The 18,369-nt window shown below is 70.1% G+C and carries 16 protein-coding genes; 4 read left to right on the plus strand and 12 right to left on the minus strand.

Annotated features, from left to right (window positions below):
- Window positions 1-863: 863 nt before the first annotated feature.
- From AOK15_RS29810 to AOK15_RS45265, 11 genes are all read right to left on the minus strand, one after another.
- Window positions 864-1,523, minus strand: coding sequence for a hypothetical protein (locus AOK15_RS29810; protein WP_240508654.1), 660 nt, complete (start codon window positions 1,521-1,523; stop codon window positions 864-866).
- Window positions 1,520-3,577, minus strand: coding sequence for a hypothetical protein (locus AOK15_RS29815; RefSeq protein ID WP_240508655.1), 2,058 nt, complete (start codon window positions 3,575-3,577; stop codon window positions 1,520-1,522). Before AOK15_RS29815 ends, AOK15_RS29810 begins: the two co-directional genes overlap by 4 nt.
- A 268-nt stretch (window positions 3,578-3,845) precedes the next feature.
- Window positions 3,846-4,643: a hypothetical protein gene (locus AOK15_RS29820; RefSeq protein ID WP_055521442.1), complete on the minus strand. Its 798-nt coding sequence runs from the start codon at window positions 4,641-4,643 to the stop codon at window positions 3,846-3,848.
- Between the two features lie 102 nt (window positions 4,644-4,745).
- Window positions 4,746-5,384: a Crp/Fnr family transcriptional regulator gene (locus AOK15_RS29825; protein ID WP_240508656.1), complete on the minus strand. Its 639-nt coding sequence runs from the start codon at window positions 5,382-5,384 to the stop codon at window positions 4,746-4,748.
- A gap of 60 nt (window positions 5,385-5,444) precedes the next feature.
- Window positions 5,445-5,969: a Pycsar system effector family protein gene (locus AOK15_RS29830; RefSeq protein WP_157870407.1), complete on the minus strand. Its 525-nt coding sequence runs from the start codon at window positions 5,967-5,969 to the stop codon at window positions 5,445-5,447.
- 234 nt (window positions 5,970-6,203) lie between these two features.
- Complete coding sequence (locus AOK15_RS29835; protein ID WP_055521445.1) at window positions 6,204-6,566, minus strand: TerD family protein; 363 nt, start codon at window positions 6,564-6,566, stop codon at window positions 6,204-6,206.
- Between the two features lie 108 nt (window positions 6,567-6,674).
- A complete protein-coding gene (locus AOK15_RS29840) occupies window positions 6,675-7,556 on the minus strand; it encodes a hypothetical protein (RefSeq protein WP_055521446.1) in 882 nt (293 codons plus the stop codon).
- Between the two features lie 217 nt (window positions 7,557-7,773).
- Window positions 7,774-8,448, minus strand: coding sequence for a hypothetical protein (locus tag AOK15_RS29845; RefSeq protein WP_055521447.1), 675 nt, complete (start codon window positions 8,446-8,448; stop codon window positions 7,774-7,776).
- Window positions 8,449-8,598: 150 nt separating this feature from the next.
- Window positions 8,599-9,627: an AAA family ATPase gene (locus AOK15_RS29850; protein ID WP_055521448.1), complete on the minus strand. Its 1,029-nt coding sequence runs from the start codon at window positions 9,625-9,627 to the stop codon at window positions 8,599-8,601.
- An 80-nt stretch (window positions 9,628-9,707) separates the two neighbouring features.
- The gene (locus AOK15_RS29855; RefSeq protein WP_157870408.1) at window positions 9,708-11,948 is read right to left on the minus strand and encodes a Mu transposase C-terminal domain-containing protein; all 2,241 of its coding nucleotides are present in this window, start codon (window positions 11,946-11,948) and stop codon (window positions 9,708-9,710) included.
- The gene (locus tag AOK15_RS45265; protein WP_157870409.1) at window positions 11,948-12,667 is read right to left on the minus strand and encodes a TnsA-like heteromeric transposase endonuclease subunit; all 720 of its coding nucleotides are present in this window, start codon (window positions 12,665-12,667) and stop codon (window positions 11,948-11,950) included. Before AOK15_RS45265 ends, AOK15_RS29855 begins: the two co-directional genes overlap by 1 nt.
- Before the next feature lie 429 nt (window positions 12,668-13,096).
- On the opposite strand from AOK15_RS45265, the gene AOK15_RS29865 reads away from it, so the two are divergent.
- Window positions 13,097-15,265 (plus strand): helix-turn-helix domain-containing protein, encoded by a 2,169-nt coding sequence (locus AOK15_RS29865; RefSeq protein WP_055521451.1) that lies wholly within the window; start codon window positions 13,097-13,099, stop codon window positions 15,263-15,265.
- Window positions 15,266-15,318: 53 nt separating this feature from the next.
- Here the strand turns inward: AOK15_RS29865 and AOK15_RS29870 are convergent, their stop codons facing one another.
- Entirely contained in the window at window positions 15,319-16,371 is a 1,053-nt protein-coding gene (locus AOK15_RS29870) for a TniQ family protein (RefSeq protein ID WP_055521452.1), read from the minus strand.
- A 100-nt stretch (window positions 16,372-16,471) separates the two neighbouring features.
- Here AOK15_RS29870 and tpg point away from each other — a divergent pair, with 100 nt between their 5' ends.
- The 3 genes from tpg to AOK15_RS29885 all read left to right on the plus strand — a co-directional run.
- Complete coding sequence (tpg, locus tag AOK15_RS29875; protein ID WP_055521453.1) at window positions 16,472-17,041, plus strand: telomere-protecting terminal protein Tpg; 570 nt, start codon at window positions 16,472-16,474, stop codon at window positions 17,039-17,041.
- A 16-nt stretch (window positions 17,042-17,057) separates the two neighbouring features.
- Window positions 17,058-18,023, plus strand: coding sequence for a hypothetical protein (locus AOK15_RS29880; RefSeq protein WP_055521454.1), 966 nt, complete (start codon window positions 17,058-17,060; stop codon window positions 18,021-18,023).
- Between the two features lie 102 nt (window positions 18,024-18,125).
- Window positions 18,126-18,369 (plus strand): helix-turn-helix domain-containing protein (locus tag AOK15_RS29885; protein WP_240508657.1); only part of this gene is annotated, 244 nt, incomplete at its 3' end.

Genomic DNA, 18,369 nt, shown 5'->3' on the forward strand with positions numbered 1-18,369 from the left:
TCTTTGAAGACGGACCCTAGTGTCACTGGGGCGTCCCCAATGAGTGCTGGCCGACTGTCGAGCCAGCATGGGGACCGGGCAGGAGGCTGGATGAAGACGGTGTGCGACAGATGTCCATCCGGCATGGTCCGACACGCCCTCATCATCCTCAATGGGCCGTGCACCGCCGACCGCCTCGACGCGGCTAGACACGTTCGGACGGATCAAATGTGGACCAGTCGATCCTGCTGATGACCCAGGCGGGCACGGACCACACCCCGTGGTTGCCTGGAAGATCAGTCGCGGAGACCGACAGCTGGTACGCCTCGGGGCCAATGGCGTCGGCGGTCTGGAGCGGAAGTAGCTGCGCTCACGGTACTTGTAATAGCCGGTGAAGGCAGCTGCCAGGGTGACCGGGGAAGCCGATTGCGACGAGCGTGATGTTCTGCCAGGTGAACTAGTTGCGGGTGTCCAGGGCGGCGATGGTGCTTGTGGTTGCAGATCCGACCACGATGAGGTTCTGCAGCGCGTTGTGGACGAACCGGTACTTCCGGCTGTCTGTGCGGTGCTGCTCAATGATCCCAGCGACATCCTCGCGGTCCGCCCCCTACCCCGTCGGGTCGGGAGGGGATGGGCGGGCTGGGTCATGTGTGTCGGACAGGGCGGGGGCGGCGTGGTGTCCGTGGAGCCGGTAGACCATTTCGTCGGGTGCGTGCAGCATGCGGGCTTGCCGCCAGGCAGTGTCGTAGGAGAGTGGTGTCCTGCTTCGCCGTTGCAGGAGGAGGGCCTGCAGGCTGGTGAGGGGGGAGAGCACGGCTCTCCAAAGGACAAGCTTCACGGTGAGAGTCCTTGTTCGCCACGTGCCAAGGGCCGTGTGGTGGACGTCAGTTGGCGTGCGCCTGCGCGGTGGGTGGGGTGCCGTCGTTGAGTGCGGCGACGGAGTTGAGTAGGGCGAGCATCGCCCGCTGCTGCTTGTCGGCATCGCTGAAGCCGTCGCCGAGCTGTTCCCACTGCTCCAGCAGCGGATACCACCACTGGTCACAGCCCTTGATCGTGCGGGCCAGGCGTTGCAGCGCGGCGGTCTCCTCGTCCGGGAGGCGTCCGGGATGGCGTTCGAGACGGTCGAGCACGACGAGGCCGGGATGGTCGTAAAGGTGTGTTTTGAGGAACTGCAGGCGCCGGACACGTTCGGTGTCCGCTGCACGCTGCGCGAGACGTTCCCGGGACTCCGGGGACAGACGCAACACCACCTGGGCTGCCAGGATCCGGTAGTGGCGGCTGCCCTCGTGCGAAGCGCCCAAAGCGGCGTTGAGGGCGTCCTGGGCAGTGGGCAGGTCAGCGGCGTCCCACCGTGCCGCCGTCGCGGCGGCCTTCTGATGGACGTCGGCGCGGACGAGGTCGTCGAGGTTGGGGCGCAGGCGCAGTGTGGGACGCCAGCGCAGCGTGTAGACCGCTTCGAACGGGATGCCGGGGGTCGCGCTGGCCAGCAGCCGTGGAAGCGGGCAGGTGGTGGTGCGCTCCCCCCGCTGCCAGGGCCACCTCATGCCGGGTCCCTCGGGAGAGAGAACACCGGCTGCAGACGGTGGTCGACCAGGTGCTGGTAGAAGTCCTCGCCGGCGTTGACGCCCTGGGGCGTGGTGACGTCGGCCAGAGCCTTCATCAGCTCCATGCCGGCGTAGAACATGTTGTGACCGCGCAGGGCAGGCAGGAGCTGGTCGCGCAGGCGGCCGTAGGAGGCGGGGTCGGGCGCGCACTTACGGATCCATCCGGTGAGGTACGGGATGGCCTCGGCCGTCGTGTCCGGACTGCTGAGGAGGTCCTGCAAGGCCCGCTGGACGTCGATGTCCGGCGCGCGGTCGGACATGAGCCAGGGCATGCCGTCGTCCTGGACCGGCATCAGGGCCAGAAAAGCCAGGCTCCCGCTCTTCGCGGATGCCTGGGACTCCTGCCAGTCGCGGACTTCGGCTACCAGCCGGGCGGTGCCCGTGGGCCGGCTGGCCAGTTCTTCGAAGGCCTTGAGAACGTCACGGCGCAGGTCCGGCTCGCTGGTGGTGTGGGCGATGCGCCGCAGTCGCACCATGGCCCTTTTCGCCGTTGAGGCATTGGCGGCGTTGTCGTGCAGGACGCGGCGACAGGTGGAGATGACGGTGGGTGCATAGGGCTTCTGCTCGGCCCAGCGGTACAGAACGTCCCAAGCCAGGCGTCCGACGTGTTCGTCGTGGACGGCCACGTCCAGGACAGCGCTGAGCAGATCGGGGTGGGATTCGCGGGCGATGGCACCCAGGGTGGTGAGGTGGGCGGTCGTGCCGTGGCGCAGGACCAGGGCGGACAGGGCGGCAACCGGGAGATCGGCTGCGCTGTCGCCGGCGGCGCTCTGCACGAGCCAGGCAAGCATTACCTCGCGGATGGCCTCGTAGTTGTCCCAGACGTACTCGAGGATGGCCCGGCCGTAGGCGGGCCGGTCGAAGAGCACGGTGTCCTGGGAGCCGACAGCCGCACCGACATCCTGGATACGGCGGCGCAGTCCGCGGCCGGCGAAGGAACCCTGAGCGGGGGAGAGGCTCGATCTGGTGCCTATGTCCTTCGGGGTGAGGGCCTGGTGCAGGGCGCGTGCGGTGCTGGCCACAGTCGGCAAGGGAGCCGACTGGCGCACCGCCAGGGCCAGCAGCAGGCAGCGGTCCTCCAATGTGAGGGAGCCCTTGGTCTTGTCGTGAGTGGTGGCCACCTCGCCGAAGAGACCGTCGAGATGATCCCTCCAGTCCGACAGAGCTGCTGTGATGCGGTCTTCCAGGCTGAGGTCGGCGTCAGCCGGCGCAGACCGGGGGAGGGCCCCTGAGGTACGGGTGTCCTGCAGGCGCCGGTGCTCCTGCCACGTCATGACGATGGTGTTCGCGGCACGCACGGCTGCCATCGCGTGCAACCCCCGCAGGGAGGCCACGGCCTTCGGGAAGGAGCGAAGTTCGGCAACGAGCGGCGCATGCCCCGCCGTGGTCAGACGGGTTTCCACCACCCGCAGGGCATCTGGAGGCTCGCTGACATACACGACCTGCACACCTCTGCGCGTGGTCAGCCGGTCGTCCCACAGCTCCTGGGCGACCGTCAGCACGAGGTAGGAACGAGCATCTTCGAGGTGGCCGGCGAACGTGCTGAGGGCATTGAGGAAATCCGCCGACGGCCGGTCGCTCTCGGGATCCTTCAGATCCAGCTGGTAGGCGTGCTCTTCCTCCAACGGCAGTCGCCCCTGGCTCGGTGCATTCCAGTCCCCGTCCAGCTTGAACAGTGTGGTCGTACTGTCGGTGTGCTCGGCCAGCAGCCGCAACGCGAAGGTCGTGGCGCCGAAGGAACGGGGTGCCACCACAATCACCACACGCTCCCGCGGCCGCGGCGCCTGCGGGGCGAGTGCCTGCTGCCAGGCTTCGGCCCACTGCCCCTCGCAGACGAAGGGCTGGCTCAGAACCTCTCCACGATCGACTGGCACACCCTCCAGCAGGTCCAGCTTGCGCGTTTGCCTGACGAACTTGTGGATGCTGCCGGCGACCACGTCAACCTTGCCGTACAGATGCGTGCTGGCGCCGTTGGTGAGGAGTACCTCCGGCATGCCATCGGCCGGGCCTGCGTCCGCATGCGAGCCTTCCGAGGCGGAGCCCTGCGGCAACACGCTGCTCGGGGAAGAGTCGTCCGGCCGGTCGGGTCCTTGCCGCCGCCACGGCCGCCAGCTGCCGGATCCGTTCGGCTCCCGCTCACCGGGCTGGGGGGTGGGAGTGGGGGTGGCTGAATGCTCGGGCCCTAACGGCCCGAAATCCTGCTCTGACATGCACTTCCTCGTCTGTTGATGGGGAGGGAGCTGCGAACGCTGAGTGAAAGGGTCAGTGCCCAGGACTGTTGTGGTAATAGGTGCCGACGCTGCCGATGACGTTGGTGTCTTTCATGGACCCGAGGAATTGCATCGTGGTCCCGCCGCTTGCCGGGGCAGGCGGCGGATCAGCTGTCCCTACGTCGGCGGCTGCGGGCACTTCGGTGACATAGCCCTGCAGCGTCTGGGCCGCCATCCCCGGGACATGGAGCTGGCAGGGCCGCTCGAAACCCTTGCCCTCAACACGCGCGACAGCCGTCAGGAAGTGCGTCTGCTGCAGGTGCGGCGTGCGCCCGGCGAGCACGGTGCGGTCGAACACCGGTGATGACAGGACAGCCGCGACGTAGGCCCCGTGCTTCGTCGCCGCGGTCATGGCCTGCCGCACCGCCTGGCTGTCCACCAGCCGGCAGGCCTCGTTGATGGCGTCGCCCCGGTGGTCAGGCAACGAGAGCGGGCCGACGTGGACGCTGACGCGGACGCAGATCGCAGATCCGCCGGGCAGCCGTGACTGGTCGTAGCGAGAAAGAGCCGCGTTCAGGTGGCCGAGCAGCGGGTCCACCAGCCGTGCGGTGTCACGGGCCGGCACGACGCAGATGGCGCCGTCGCCGGTGTCCCGGTAAGCGCCCTCCCGCGACCGCGGGTCGTCGAGCTCACTCTGCGGGAAGACCGTGTTGAGGATGACGTCATCCAGATCCGCACGGATCGGAGCCATCTTCGCTTCGGGAAGCTGGCTGTAGTTCCTCATGTCGACGACCAAGAGCGCATGCTCCGGCGGTACATCGAGACTGTCCGGAAGGACAGAAGCGTCCATAGAAGTCGGGCCTTTCAGTCATGGCGGTTACAACAGATGCCATGCTGATTTAGGCCTTCTACGGGTGCTGCCCAGGAATGGGCATCACGGTGATGCTGTACGTCACGTTTCGGCCCGGACATGCCGCCGGATGGCCGCGATGTCGCGCACGATAAGCCCCCCGCCGGGAGTCGTGTCCAGCCAGCCGTGCTCGCGCCACGGCCTGAGAGCGGCGCCGACAGCGTTGCGGGAGGCACCGATCATCTGGGAAAGCTCGGTTTGCGTGAGGCGGACCGACAGATCGCGTGCCGTAGCTGAGGAGAGGTCCGCCAGGCGGGCCAGGGCCGAGGCCAGCCGGGCAGGAACCGACGCCGTGGCCAGCTCAAGCCGCACCGACTCCGCCTCACGCACGCGGGCGATGGCATGCCGCAGCAACGGCGCCAGCAAGTCGTACTTGTCCACGAAGGTGAGGAAGTCCGCAGCCGGAACGATGTGCACCAAGCAGGCCTCCGCCGCAATGACCGACGCCGAGCGGGGCTGGGAGTCCAGCACCGCCAGCTCACCCAGCAGTTCACCGGCTCCCCGCACGGCCAGCAGCGTCCGTTCCCCGCTCTGGCCCGTCAGCGTTACGAGCGTGGAACCGGAATCCAGCAGGATCACATGAGTCCCGGGGTCGCCCTGCCGTAACAGCACACTGCGCGCCGGCCGTGACCTCTGTGGCGCGAGATCACGCAATTGAGACCACAACTGCTCACCGATCACCGTGATATGCGGCTGATACACAGTCCCCCCAGGTGTGGCGCCCCTCACGCTAAGAGGGTCTCAACGTGGTGCGTAGGTGATCAATAGCCCAATTCCAGCCATCGCCAGGGCAACCACCACCAGATCGACCGCCAGACGGACCGCCCGGAACTTCCGTCGCGCCAGAACAGCCATCACCGACAAACGTTTCTCGGCCAGGTGCTGTTGGCGCGCACTGCTCATCTCGGCAAACGAGGCCACCAGCAACCCGGCGTCAGCTCCCCGCCGCAACCCCAGCAATTCGCCAGGCGCACCGGCCGCAGGAAGCGCCGGGCGCAAAGCCCACAAGGCCGCGCCCACCGCCGCCGTCAACAACAACGACGTCGACAGCAGCACCACCTCAAGGGTCGGAGGGACATTCACACCGCACAACATCGCCACGCCTGCTGTCAGAAGTCCCGCCGCCGCCCCGCACACAGCAGTGGCCTTAGCGTCCGCTCGCTGCAGCTCGACGACCATGTCGGCAGCCATGGCCCGCAACCGCAGCACCTGCTGCCCGTCTGCCCTCACCACGTCACCGGCCGTGCGCCCCATGAGCACCCCCATGCATCTCCAGGCGAAGCCAACCACCACATTGATGCTTCGACTGTGCCCTGCTTTCCTGCCGGGCGGTGCCCACCAGCGGGCCCCATGCGGGCGTTGTATGTCACGCAAGAGCGAGCGCTGCAGCAGAGGGCACGGCGGGCATTGACGTCGCTGTCAAGGTTCGACGTTGATGCCGTAATCAGCGGCCAGGCCGGCGAGCCCCGTGTCGTAGCCCTGACCGACACCACGTACTTTCTAGCCCGCTGCGTGCCGATAGATCTCCACGACGATGGAGACCGTCTCGCCCGAAGTGAAAGGTGCCGGCTCGAAGGACAGAGCGGTGCCCGAGGGCTGGGTGGTCTCCGCACGCCATGTGGCGTGTTGGTCGAAGACGGCCGTGGGCTGTGCTTCGAGATCGATGCTGGCGATGACAACTACGGCGTGGACGTCATCGGGAACGCGGGTCAGATCCGCGGTGACCGTGTCGCTGCTGGTGCGGACTCCGCCGTGGTGCGGATGGTTGTAGAAGACGAGGTCGTGGTCGCTGCGTACCTTGCCGTTACTGCTGAGGAGGACGGCAGAGACATCGACTGGGACGCCGGTGGTGATGAGGCGCACTCCCTTCTGAGCAGGGGGATTCGCCTCACTGGGCGGCCGTGCTGAGGGGCGGCCCTTGGTGGTTGGTGCGGGATGCGTGCGCACCCCGCACCAACCACCAGGAACCTTTCAGGGCGCCTGCAGCAGACAGGGTGCCTGCGCGGGAGCGATCCGTACCTGGCCCCATTGAGCGGGATCCGTCGGGGCCAGGTCGGACGCCGTCGCCGGGCGGCCGCCGCAGGTGACTGCATAGTGCTCGGCCAGGAGCTGCAACAGCGCTTCGGCGTCGCGCACGCCGTCCTTGTATCCCCACCAGTCGTCGTCTTCGCAGTTTTCGTACCCGTAGTGGCCGTTACTGCGGCACATCTCCTCGTAGTTGATTTCCTGCTGGAATGAGGTCCGCAGCAGGACAAGGACAGAGTTGGTCCTATCGACCATCACCGCTGCCCGATCCTCCGGGTCTTCCCAGCCGGCGATGACGGCGCGGGCGGCCTGGGCCAGCCGGTCAGCCTCGAACAGGGCGTGGATTTCGGCGGCTTCGATCCGTCCAGCGCTCTCACGGATGAGCTCGTCCGCAGCGACACCCGCCTGGTATGCCCGCAGCAGTCGCCAGCGCAGATCGTCCCGTACGTCGTCGTAGCCGCTGAGAGCTGACTTCAGATACGCCCGGGCTTCCTGCTCGGGGGACGGGGTGTACACGGCAATGACCTTGTCAGGGGTGCCGCCGGAGCCTTCTTCCACGAGCCGGACACGCACATCCATCGGACCATCGCGTACCACGCGCGCGAGATACTGCTCGTCGATGACGGTGTCGAGAGCCTCGTTGAGATCGTCCTGGGCACATTCCTGGACAGTGCCCGGAAGCCACTGGCTGTCGTCCTCATACAGCTGCTCGCTGCGAGGGGCCTGCGAGTAGTAGGGATCCATTACCTCGTCGTAGCGCTGCCAGCGGCCGTCCTGGCCGTCGTCATCTCGGAAACGCACTTCCAACCATGTGCGGTACTGCTCCATCAGGCATTCCCTGTTCTGAGGTGGGGCGCGGCACGCCAGTGCGGCGCGCCGCACCGGGAAGAAGGGAAGAGAGACATGAGGGGGACGGGCTCGTTGTCCGGCCTGGGGCCTAGGGGGCCGCAGCCCCACGGGGGACCGACCTGATCGGCAGATAGCATGGCCCGCTTGCGCGTTACCGCGACCCGCGAGGACAGGCTGGGCGACGGTCCGGGAGCGTTCAGTGCTCCTTGAGGAGCGGGGTTCGGCGTAGGAATTCGGTGCGCAGCCCCGTGATGACCGTCTCTGCCTGCTGCTGGGTGGGCAGGACGACCGGGTGGCGCGGCCAGGGGAGGGAGGACCATTCGAGGTGCGCCGCGGCCAGCCGCTGCACTGGGTCGGCTGTGGCGGCCGGCGAGCTGTGCCGTGCCCCGTCGGCGGCCTGCCGGAACGCTGGGGCCAGCCGGTGGAGTTGCAGCGGGTCGAAGATGAGCAGGTGAGGGGTGGCCGCGTAGGGTGGAGCTGCGACGACGGCGACGTGGCCGACGTAGTCCATGAAGAACAGACGATCGCTCCGCTGGCCCCGGACCCGCCGCACCTCCTGCTGCCAGGGCTGGGAAAGAAGCCACGTCTCCTTGGCTCTTGCCAACTCGGTGCTGTCCTCACTGGCGACCCCAGCTCGGAAAGCGGGCAGAAGGCCCCAGTACTCCTCTTCTGCTGCGCAGGCTGCCTTCTGCAAGGTCGACACGAACGAGTCGACGGTCTCGGCGGGCAGGGTGAGGACCGTGGGGGTCTTGGTGAGGGGACCAGTTCTAACAATGAGGACGCCTGGCGAGGTTCCGATCTCGGTTGCGTCCGCTACCACGATGGTGGGCACCTGGCGGGGACGGGCGACTTTGGCTTTGCGCTTGGCCACGGGGAGCAGGTTCCTTCGGGGGAGTGGCGGCAGGTCGGCCGCCGACGGGGGCCGGGTGTCCGGCAGAGCGCGGCTGCCGGCGCCTGTCGCGCAGCCGTAAGCGGTGCCTGACATGGAGTACAACGAGCGGATGATCTGAACGGATGCGTGTCAGATCTGCAGAATCGGATCATCAGCGAAGCGGCCCACCAGCTGGTTGTCCAGCAGTTCCTCGGTGATGGCCTCGATGCCGGTCTCGATAGCCTCCTGCGCGCTCTGGCAGATGAGGTATGACAGCGGTTTCATGTAGCCGCCGGTACGGCGGTGCAGGTGGGCGGCGAGCTTGAGGAGGTCGCCGGGGCTGTGCTGGTGCAGGCGCAGGTCCTCGTCGAGGGCCTTGACGACCTGGTGGAACAGGTCGTAGTCGTCGGCGCTGTAGGGGATCGGGTTGACCGCCAGCGTGGGGATGCCGCCTGCACCGCCGTCGGGCGGTACGGGCCGTTTACCGCGCCGGGCCTCGTTGACGATCTCACGGGAGCCGACCCCGCAGTAGACGAAGGAGACGTTGCATTCGGCGGCGAGGTAGCCGAAGTAGTCGAAGGCCGTCTTCAGTTCGGAGTTGTCCAGCCGGTCGACGCCGTCGACGAGGGCCAGGCGGGTGCCGCGGGTCTTCATGACGTGGCACACGGGGCCGGTCATGTCGGTGCTGCGCTGGCTGGTCTCGGGGTCTTTGGTGTGCTTGTGGCCCAGGAACTCGGCGAACGGGACCGACATGTCCAGCCTGCTGCTGGGGGCCAGCGGAGTGTTGATGTGGATGACCGGGAGCCGTTTGGGGTCGGCGGGCAGCCGGTCGCGGACGATGCCCTCGTAGGCCCGGCCGATCTGCCGCAGCACCGTGGTCATCCCGGTCTCGCCCGGACCGTCGACGGCCAGGTGCAGCGGTCCCTCGCTGCGGGGGCCGCCCACCAGCCACAGCCGCCGCGCGACAGCGACCGCCTTCTTCAGGGCCGGTGTCTGCACGGTGCGCATGGTGGCGTGGTAGAGGATGCGTGGGCCGTCGACCCCGAGGGGGTCTTCCGTTTGCGGGCAGGTTGCCAGGTCGGGCGGCTCGATGACGCGGTCGAGCTGGGCCAGCCAGCCCGGGTGGGTCGTCGGCGGCAGGAACCGGCCGGAGGGATCAGGGATGTCGGGGAAAGCCATGGCGAGTGTCCTTGGACAGCCGGCGGTGGCCGGCGCGGGGTATCCGGCGCAGGCCACCGCTCACAGACGGGAAAAGAGAGCTAGGACTGTTCGGGGGAGGCGCTGTCGTGGCCGCGGCCATCGTCCGGCCGGGGAGTGCCCGACGGGCTGCCCGGCAGCGCGAGAGGCACGGCCGTCCCGCACAGCTGGCGGGGGTCGATGTCCATGACGGGCAGGCTAGCCACGCTGTGGTAGGCAGGGGCGGGGATACCGTGGTAGGGGTCCTGGACCGGCGCCGGTGAGACCTGCATGCCGCGTTCGGCGGGGGCCGGTCCCGGTGCGGTGGTGCGGGAGGGGCCGCGGCTGGCACGTTCGAGCAGGGAGCGTACCAGGCGGGCGATGGCGGTCTCGTCGCGGGTGTGGCCGCCCTTGTCCAGGTGGGCGGCGGTGGCCTGGTCCCAGACGTGTTCGCTCCAGGCGTCGCCGATCAGGCGCTGGTAGACGAAGTCCGCTTCCGCCCAGGTGTTGTTGCGGTGGTCCTCGAGCCAGACCTTCTCCGGCTGGTGGGGGTGGTAGCGCACCGGCCACCGCTGCCCCTTGCCCGGCCAGCCGGAGCGGGCGTTGCGGTAGCCGTTCAGGGCGCGGCTGTCGTAAGTGCGGTTGTTCAGGCGGATGCCCTTGTCGGTGACCTGCACCCAGGCGGTGGGCAGCAGCCGCAGCCGGTCCTCGGCACTGAGTCGGAGTGGGACGTAGCCGCTGCTGGCGACGTGGGCGGCGAACATCTGGTTGGGGGTGCGCGGCGGCATGGACGGCAGGAACGGGTTGCGTAGTTCACTGTGCGGGCGCTGCTGCCAGCCCAGGGCGATCCACTGCTGCAGGAAGTCGTTGATCTGGTCGATGCGCCACAGCCGCTCACCCGCGACGTTCTTGCCGCGGTGGGTGAGGTCCTTGCCGGTGTAGCCGGTCAGGAACTGGCTGAAGAGACTTTTGACCGAGCCGAAGGTCCGCTCGATGATCGCCTTGTGGGTGGGGGAGTAGGCGCAGGCCGGGCGTACCGAGATGCCGAGCTGGGCGCAGGCGTCCACAAAGGCACGCCCGGCGAACACCTTCCCGTTGTCCATAATGATCATCTCCGGGATGATCACCGGCCGGGCGGCCGCGCCCGCCATCCGCTCGTCGGCCTCCACCAGCTGGGCGTAGGGCAGATCCGAGTTCATCGCGCCCGCCCTGAGGGACCAGTGCGAGCGCATCGGCTGAGGGGTGCACATCTCGGCCAGCAGGAACAGGGCGTCCACCGCCTTGGTGGCCCGCCCGCCGTGACGGCGGGAGCTGGAACCGGTCTTGGCGCCGCTGGACTTGGGCCGGATGACCGCCGCCAGGACCGACCGGCTGACCACGTCGATGGCCGCGGTCAGTTCCAGGGAGACGACGCGTCCGGTCTCGTCCAGACCCAGCATGTCCAGCGAGGTGGTGTCGATCTGCACCTGCTCGCCCGGCGTCGTCGCCATGGCCAGCGTGAACGGCGGCTCAGGGCGGTGGCTGCCATCGCCGCGCCGGGCGGCGGCCTGCTTTCCGCAGACGATCCCGAGCCGGTCCAGCAGCCGGTAGAACGTCGCCCTGGAGGGCATCAGCTTCTCCGTCTTCTTCTTGAACTTCCGCACGCATGCCCTCCTGAGCAGTTCAAACAGCCGTGACCTGGTCCCGATGGACTTCCTCTCGTGCCGCTTGTGCACCTTGCGCAGCAGCTTGACGACCTGCTCGTCGACCCGGCCGTGCCGGCTCGGGCCTCGCACCCGCCGCTTGTCGACCAGCCCCCACACGCCCTGCTCCAGCCAGGCCAGCCGCTTGCGTTCCACCGTGGCCGCCGACACCTGGTGATGCGCGGCGCGCAGTTCGGCGGCCTTGGTCGCATACCGCTCGCGCAGGGTGGTGCGCCCGGGGTCGTAGCAGGGGCGCGGAGCAGTGCCCGGCGCGGCGAATCCGGGCAGTCCTGTGTGTACTTCCAGCACATGGCCGAGCCAGAAGTCGACCTCCTTGCGGGCCTCCTTGGACAGACCCTCCAGCAGGTCCGCGCCACCCAGGGGCCGACGCCCGGACACCGGCGGCAGGGCAGGGCCGTCGTCCAGGGCCGGCGCGTCCGGGGAGTCCAGGACGCGAAAGCCGGGGGAGCGGTGCAGCGTGTCCAGCAGCACGACGGCGTCCTCGCCGTCGGCATGCTGGCTGAGCAGGTGCACTTTGCTGCCCTGCAGTGCGGCCACCAGATACGTCTCGCCGCGCCAGTGCACGGCGCTGCCCACCGCCACCACCACGGCCCTGGGCCGGGCCGGTGCATCCACCGCCATCAGCGCACCCCCTGCGGTGACCACACCAGGGAGCGGGCGGGCACGAACGGGGTGCTCCAGTCGATGAGGAGCTCGCGCACCCAGACCAGATGCAACGCCCGGGCCACCGTGGCCAGTTCGGGAAGGCCGCTCGCCTTCACCCCGTCGGTCAACGGGCGTGGCCGGGCGAACACCTGGTGCAGGACGCGCGCGGTGTCCGCATCCGCCAGCCGCGTGTGCCGGTAGCGGGCCAGCCGCTGCCGGTTCGCGGCCGCGGCCGTGTCCTCCGCGCCCGGATGCACCCGCACCTCCCAGCCGGCCTGCTCGCCGGCCGCCTCCAGGAGCCTCGATGTCTCCTCCCAGCCGCCCGCGGCCCCCTGCGTGCTCCGGCACACCAGCAGCCGCGCGCGCCCGTCGGCCAGCCGGGCGAAGAGGTCCGGCACGTACCCTTCTGCGCTGTCCGCCCAGGCCAGCCGCACCGGCCAGCCCGTGAACGACACCACCTGCGGATCGGACTCCAAGGACAGCGCCGCCTCCAGGGCACCCAGGGTGGCGCAGCCCGCGAGGCGGGCCTGCCCGGCCGGCCGCCACCAGGTGGCGATCGCCCGCCGGCCCCGGTACCGCGTCGGTCGCCACACCTCGCCCCGCTCCTCCAGCCGCTCCTGACGGATCTGGTTCACGGGTTTCTCCAGCAGCCGCCCAGCGGGGGACAGGAATTGCGCCCACACCACCTCAGCCACGATCCACACCTCTCACAACGCCACAGCACGGATATCGCCCGTGTGATCGATCGGGGCGATGACGATCACCGTGGCCGCCCGCCGCGTGGCGGGACAGCGATCCGGGTCGAACATCGCTCGAACGAGCGAGCGCGCGCCGTACCCGCGCGCCGTTCGATCACGCGGGCGAACCGGCCGTTGTGCCAGGTGAACCCGGATCGAGGAGGCCGGGAAAGGGGGGCGCAGGACAACACCCGGTGCGCGCCTCGCTCGAACGGATCAGATTTCCGGCCCGCTTCCGCGGCATCTGTGCAGGTCGACGGCCACGGAACGTTCTTGCGTGTGACGCATGCGCTTTGCGGATTCCTGCATGATGCGCTGCCAAGCGCATCTGCTTCGACCGGCAGTGCTGCATCCCAGACCAACACCAGCGGGGGAGCCGATCCAGCCGTGGACGGACTGTTCGACCTCGACCCCATCCCAGAGCCCGGCCCGCCGCCCGGCGGCCTGCCCGTGCCGGAGCAACGGCGCAGACTGCGCCGCCAATCCAGGCTCTCCCGGCACCAGATCGCCGATGCCTGCGGCGTGAGCGAGGACACCGTCCGCGCCTGGGAACAGGGCAGCACCACGCCGCGCGGCGACACCGCGGCCATCTACCGCCATCTGCTGGCGGCTCTGCAGGCCCGGCAGGAGGGCACTGCCGGACCTCAACCCTCGCCGGCCCAGGCACCCGACTGGGCCGCGCTGGGCGTTCTCCGGCACGAGATCCCCACCCAGGCGGCAGCACAGGCACCGTGCCACCGCTGCCGGCAGCCCACACAGCACCGTGTCGGCGGCCACCCCCAGCACCTGGGCACCCGCTGCCCCGCACCCGACACCGACCGGGCCCTACGGTCCTCGCCCGCCCCCGCGCCGGCCCCTGCACGGCCCGCCGCCGGCGGTCCTGCGCTGCCGGTGCAGCGGCCGCCGCTCGATGCTGGCCCCACGATGCGGCTGGCCTATCCGCCGATCAAGGCCCGGGGCATGTCCGACGGCCCCCTGGCCGTCCTCGAGGCCGGCCCGTCGGGGCTGATCGCCCATCTTGCCGACGGCCGCACCCGGACCTGTCCCGCCAGCGATCTGCACGGGCTGCTGGCTTGGGCCGTGCGCACCCCGCTCGGCGCGGCCCCTGTCCGCCGCGAAGCCCTGCCGCCCGGCCCGCTGCTGGTACTCACGTCCACCGCCCGCGCCCGCCTGGCGCTGCCCGCCGGTCTGCCCGACCTGCCCGCACGGCATCCGCGCAGCGACCACCCGCTGCTGCAGCAGGCCCGGGCGATCGGCTGGCAGACCGACGCCGACGGCCTGGGCGCCTGGACCCGGCTGCACCCCAGTGGCGGTGATCCCGCCTGCGACCGCATCCACCTCGCCGTCCCCGACTGGGGCGCCCTGCACCACGACGCCTGGAACCTGCCCGAACACCTCACCCCCGCCGAACTCGCCGCCGCCCTGGGCCAGTACACCGCGCTCGTGCGCACCCCGCTGGGCCCCCCGGGCGCCTGCGGACACCAGCTCATGCGCGACCTGCGCCCGCCCGCCCACCGACACACCGCCACCGGTGCCCTGCTGACCGGGGGCGTGGGCGGAGCCCTGACCAGACCGGTCGACCCGGCCCCCTGCGAGGCCCCGCCCGGTCACCAACTGGCCAGCCACCGCGCCGAGCAGGACGCCCTCGCCGACACCGACATCGACTGGTGGCGCCCTCCCGCCCCCGACGAAGCCGACCGCGCATACGCGGTGTGCCTGGCGGTGAACCTGTTCCAGCTCGCCGGCATCAGAGAGATCCAGGTCGCCGACGGGCCGGCCCACCACGTCCTCCGCCCACCCATCGACCCCAAGCGGCCCGGCAGTTGGCTCATCGACCTCTCCGCCGTCCCCCAACACTCGATGCTGCCCCCGGCCTTCGCCGGCACCGGCCCCGCCTGGCACACCACACCCGCCGTCGCCTACGCCGCGCTGCGCGTGGGCACAGCCCAGCTGCCACCCCCCGCCGAAGGCTGGCTGCGCCCCGACCCGACCGGCCCCTACCTGGCCCCCTGGTACGACCACCTGCGCCTGGCCCGCCTCGCCGTCCTGGAACGCCTCGGGATCACCGCCACCATGGACACCCCCGACCTCCTGGCCGCCCTCGCCGCACTGGCCCAGGCCGACCCCCTGCAGCGGGCCCTCCTGCACGCCCTGCACGCCACCGGCCAGGACGGGCTGGCCGCTCTGGCCCAGCCGCCCGCCCAGCCCGATCAGGCCGCGCTGGCCGCCTGGCCCAGCCCGAAGGAACCCACCTGGCGCCCCGACCTGTACGCCGCGGTCGTCGCCAACGCCCGCGCCAACCTCCACCGCAAGCTTGCCCGTACATCCCGCAGCGGCTACTGGCCCCTCGCGATCGCCGGCGGCCACATCGTGTACGCCACCCGCACCCCGCACCTGACCGAGATCACCGACACCCCCTACAGCGATTTCAGGATCGGCATCTCGCCCGGCCATGTCCTTCCCGTCGCGGTGCGCCCGCTGCACTGGTACACGGCCCGCTGCGCCGAGGGCACCAACCCCGCCCAGCTGCTGAAGGACACCTGCCCGTCATGGTGAGCGCCCAGCGCGCCCGCGGCGCCCAGGGCCCGTGTCGGGCGGGCGCCTGCTTCTCACTCCGCGGCGGCCACCGGCCGGCCCAGCCGCCAGTCAAGGCACGAGGCGTCCTCCAGCATCCCTCGTTCCGGCAGGCCGTGATGCGGGTCCATCACCGGCAGATGCCCCGTCCGGTAGCCGGGCGGCGGCGCGGGCTGGGCCAGCCGGTCCACCACCGGCACGGTGATGCGATGCTGCAGCGTCCACTGGCGCAGCATCCGGTAGCCGCCGTGCTCCATCGGGCCGGGCATGCCCAGACGCTCGCCCACGAAGGCGATCCAGCGCTTCGAGACCCAGCCCGGTGCACCGCCTGCGAACTCCCGGCCCCAGTGCCGCTGCCGCTCGTACACGGCCATGGCCTCGGCGACGATGACGGCCTCCGGGTAGACGACCAGCGGTACCGCCCACCGCTGCCGTCCCGTGCCCAGTACCGCCTCCCGGCCGGCCCAGAGCGTTTCCGAGCCCATCTGGCGGCCCTGCCACCAGGCCGCGGCCACCTGCAACGCGTCGGCCAGCAGCGCCCGCGCGTACGGTCCCACCCGCTGCTGCAGCCGAACTCGACGCTGATGCGCCCGAACCACCTCCCCAAGCCCGACCAGAGAGACCTGGGCGGGGCCGCCGCCGGCGGTGCTGCGCAGCCACCGGCCGTGGCGCACACACACCTGCCACGGATCGCCGCCGGCCAGCACCACCGGGGTCACGAGGTCAGCGTGCCGGGCCAGGCACGCCGCGCACGGCTCGAGCGGCGTCCACTGCCCGGGCCAGGACTCCACCCGTACCGACGGGCGGCGGCCGCCACCGGTGCCGGCGGCCAGCGTGGGCAGAGTGCGGCACAGTTCCTCCGGAGTGCGCCGGGCCATCACCGCCAGTCGCGCGGCGGCCTGTTCGCCCAGGAACACCTCCTGCGCCCACGGATCCAGCTCCCCAGGCGGCCGGTGTGCTCCCGCCTCCCGCAGCACCTCCTTCACGGGCAGCTCGTTGAGGTGGGCCAGCCGCAGGACGAAGGAGGCCGCCGCCTCACCCGGCACCGGCTCCACCCCCACCAGTTTCGGCACCGCCTCCGTGTCCATGCCCGCCTCCCGCATCCCGGCCCGGGCCCCGCCTGGCCCCTTCACCGCAGACAACGACCACAGACGACCCCGGTAACCCCCGGCAGGAGACCACCCCACCGTGCCGCTGCTGAACACCTCCGTCGCCCACGCGCTCGACCTCGCCGACGCCCGGCACTGGACACGGCAACCCCCCAAGCGCCCCGCCACACGCCTGCGTCACCTGCTGCGCCACACCAGCCCCAGCGCCCTGGCGCCACGCCTGTTCGCCTATCCCCACGCCCTGACCCGGTGGGCCGAGGGCGAGATCGGCGACCTCACACCCGCCCAGGCCACCCTCATCGAGCGCGAGATCTACCGCACCTGGCAGCCGGACGTCCGCCGCCGCGCACATCAGCAGATCCTCGACCACGGCGGCTGTGTCACCGCTGAACTCCACGCCCGTTTCGCCTACACCACCCTCAACGGCGAATTCCACGACCCGCGCCTGCTGCGCATCATCGAGGACCTGCCCGCCCACCACGCCCGCCACCTCTTCGACGCCCGCCACCGCGACGCCGAAGAAGACGAACTGCGCCGCGTCCTCGCCGACGGCATCGGCGAGGCCTACTTCTTCCGCGCCCTGCCCGCCGACCAGCAGCAGGCCGCCGTGACCATCAGCGACCTGCACCTCATCCAGTTCCACTACTGAGCAAAGGAGTGCGCCCATGTCCGTCATCTACGCCTTCCAAGACCCCAGCGGCAACTGGCACGGCGACCCCGACGCCCCACTACTCGACCCCACCGAAGAACCTGGCCGCGGAATCCTCACCTACCAGCCAGTGCCCGGAACCCCCGAAGCAACCAGCCCCTTCGCCGGCCAGCGGCTCACCGTCCTGTACGGCGTCACCGACCTCGAGGCAGGCCCCGTCACCTATCAACTCGACACCGGCGGCCGCTTCCTGGCCACCTGGCGCATCCACACCCTCCTCGCCTCCCCTATGGGCACCGCCCTCCTGCCCACACCGTCTGCCACGCCGACCGCCCCCCTGCCAGTGCCCTGCCTGGAATCCGCCTTCACCGAAGGCGGCCGCCGCTACGTCCTGACCGGCACCCGCTGCGACAACGGACAGCTCACCCTGGAACTCACCATCAGCGGCGAGCGGGGAGAGGTCCAAGGAGAACTTCGCGGCGCTGTCACCGCGGACGACCTCGCACCCCTGGCCCGCCTCCTGGACGCCGCCTGCCGCACCCTCACCACCCCCGTCGCCATCCCGCCGCCGCCCCGCCAGGGCGGCGGGTGGGCACCTGCAGACAGTGCCCGGCTCGCCGCCCGCTTCCGCCAGGAACGCGGCTTCGGCATCCTCGCCGCAGAGTTCGGCTGTTCCCGTGGTGCCATCTACGAAGAACTCACACACCAGGGACTGATCCGCACGCCCGGATCCGACCGCACCGCCCCCGCCAGCCGGCCCCTCTCCGAGGCCATGCAGCAACGACGCCAGACCCACCCCAACTCCCACACCCGCTGGAACGACGAAGAGGAGCGGCAACTGGCCCGGCGCTGCGCCGACGGAGCGCTCATCCCCGAACTCAGCACCGAGTTCGGCCGCAGTGAACAGGCCGTCGAATCCCGGCTGCTGAAAATCGGGGCAGTCGGTGCCGCCGCGGACCAGGCCCGCCTCAACGCCCTCTGACACTCATTGCAAGCCTGATCAGATATCTGATCAGGCTTGCAATGAGGAGTGGATGCCGCTAGCGTCCCTGTTGCGGCAACACACACAAGCGGGGAGGCGGGCATGGCCGTGCTGCTGACCACGGGACAGGCCGCAACCGAACTGGACTGCGCCATCACCACCCTGCGCCGCCTCATCCACGCTGACGTTCTGCCAGGCATCTCCCGCCGCGGCGTCCGAGTCATGATCCCCCTCGATGTCGTCCAGGCCCTCCAGCAGCGCCCGCACGCCCCGCTGCATCGCCTCGACGTCCGGGAAATCGCCGTCCTGCGTGTCGACGCGGCACGCCGCGTCGACACGCAGGACG

This window comes from Streptomyces ossamyceticus (assembly GCF_001418475.1).
GTDB lineage: Bacteria > Actinomycetota > Actinomycetes > Streptomycetales > Streptomycetaceae > Streptomyces > Streptomyces ossamyceticus.